Raw genomic sequence first — 2,273 nt, 5'->3', positions numbered from 1 at the left:
CGCGATCGGCAAAGCCCATGTCGCCCAGCCTGGATGGGCGGCGCTGACCGCGCGAGAGCGCAGCGACATCCTCTGGCGCTGGCATCAGCTGATCGTCGATCACACCGACGACCTTGCGGCGATCCTCACCGCCGAGATGGGCAAGCCACTTGCCGAAGCCAAGTCAGAGGTGACGCATGCGGCCGCTTATCTGCAATGGTACGCCGAAGAGGCCAATCGCATCTATGGCGAGACGATCTCGCCGCCGTCGACCGACCGCCGCATGCTGGTGATCAAGCAGCCGATCGGCGTCGTCGGCACGATCACGCCGTGGAACTTTCCGGCGTCCATGGTGGCACGCAAGATCTCGCCGGCGCTCGCCGCCGGCTGCACGATCGTGCTCAAGCCTGCCGAACAGACACCGCTCGTGGCGGGCGCGATGTTCGCGCTTGCCCAGGAGGCTGGCTTTCCCGAAGGCGTCGTCAACCTGGTCTATGCCTCGCAAGGCGATGCGGTAGGCCACGAACTCTGTTCCAATCCCAAGGTCCGCAAGATCAGCTTCACCGGCTCGACCGAGGTCGGGCGGCTGCTGATGCGACAGTGCTCGGACCAGATCAAGAAGCTCAGCCTGGAGCTCGGCGGCAACGCGCCGTTCATCGTCTTCGACGATGCCGATATCGATGCTGCCGTCGACGGCGCGATCCAGGCAAAGTTCCGCAATGGGGGCCAGACCTGTGTTTCAGCAAACCGCCTTTACGTCCAATCCGGCGCTCACGACAAGTTTGTCGACAAGTTCGTGGAAAAAGTCCGCCTGCTTTCGGTCGGCGACGGCTTCGATCCGGGCGTGGCGATTGGGCCGCTGATTGACAGGCATGCCCTGGCCAAGATCGAAGCCCATATCGCCGATGCCGTAGCAAAAGGCGGCACGGTCCGATGCGGCGGCAATCGCATCGGCAAGGAGGGCACGTTTTTCCAACCGACGGTCCTCACGGATATCTCCAGCGAGATGGCAGTGGCCCGAGAGGAGACATTCGGGCCGTTGGCTCCTATCCTTCGTTTCGAAGATGCCGATCAGGTCGTGCACGAGGCCAACGACACGATCTACGGGCTTGCTGCCTATTTTTACGCTTCCAACCTGAAGCGTGTCTGGCGTGTGGCCGAGGCCCTGGAATATGGCATGGTCGGGATCAACACCGGGCGCATGTCGTCGGAGGCCGCACCCTTTGGCGGCATCAAGCAATCCGGCATCGGGCGCGAGGGGTCCCGCCACGGGCTCGAGGATTATCTTGAGATGAAATATCTCTGCATGGGCGGGATATGAAATCGCTGGAGCAAGCCGTTAGTCCAGACCCAGTCGCCTGTCCATCAAGCCGAACTCTGCGAGATACTTCGCCGGATTTGCCAATGGCGCCTGCCCGGATCCGGGTCAACCGGCCATGAGAATTATCCACTCGCCGGCCTTTGGGCGGCCGACACTTTTCCTCGCCTTACCCGCTTGGATCGAAAAGCGTCAGCGCCGACCCTACCGCAAGGGTTGACAATAGAGATCGGCCGCCAATCGTATCTGTACCCAACCGGCATCAGCGTGACCGCGGCCGCAACTTTCCGCTTTCGCTTTCGTGGATCGGTTGATTGCCTTTGGCAAATCCCGATCAGGCAAAGCTCGGCGAGAAAGTCTCGGTCCCTTCTCGTCACCAACGCGGGCCTGCGGCTCAAGAGCGGATCCTACGCCAAGCCGAGCCTCATCTTCAATTCCGCGTTCTCCTTGCGAAGGCGCTCTGCGAGAAGGCCCTTTAGCCGCTTGTTTTCGTCCTCGAGCGCGAGAAGGTCCTTCAAATCGTCGCTTCGCGGCGCAGGTGTCGAGGCCCGCTTCCAATGATAATAGGTCTGCTCCGATATGCCCGCCTGCTTTGCGGCCAGCTTCAGAGTGGCGCCGCCGGTCATGGACTGCTGCATCTCGGAGAGCTTCTCGGCTCGCTCTTTTGCCGAGTAAATTTTCCGGCCGCTGCCAAGTGCTGCCGACGAGTCCGACGTCCGAGACTGAGCGATGGCACCATTGGTATGAGCAGGCGATGTTTTCTCCGGCTTCGATTTGCGCGATTGCGCAACTCTTCTCTTGGCCTTTGGCTTTTCTGCTTTCGCAGCGGTTTCAGAGGGGGATGCTGCAGCTTCAGCGCCACTTAAATCCGGCATAGGAGTCTCCGCTTGCGATTTGAATAGATATTCAGGATCGACGGAGATTGTGTTGGAGTCAATCGTCTGACAATTAGCGAGCTCGGTCGCCTCCGATTCTC

2 protein-coding genes are annotated in these 2,273 nt (G+C 60.6%); one reads left to right on the top strand and one right to left on the bottom strand.

Annotated features, from left to right (window positions below):
* The coding region (locus ACWGTI_RS32265) for an NAD-dependent succinate-semialdehyde dehydrogenase (RefSeq protein ID WP_454590633.1) at window positions 1–1,300 on the top strand (1,300 nt) is incomplete at its 5' end.
* 404 nt (window positions 1,301–1,704) lie between these two features.
* Here ACWGTI_RS32265 and ACWGTI_RS32260 read toward each other — a convergent pair.
* A partial coding sequence (locus ACWGTI_RS32260) for a transposase (RefSeq protein WP_454590632.1) occupies window positions 1,705–2,273 on the bottom strand: 569 nt, incomplete at its 5' end.

The organism is Mesorhizobium sp. ArgA1, from assembly GCF_053714375.1.
Note: the sequence above shows the minus strand (reverse complement) of the source record. Positions and strands in the feature narration are given on the sequence as shown.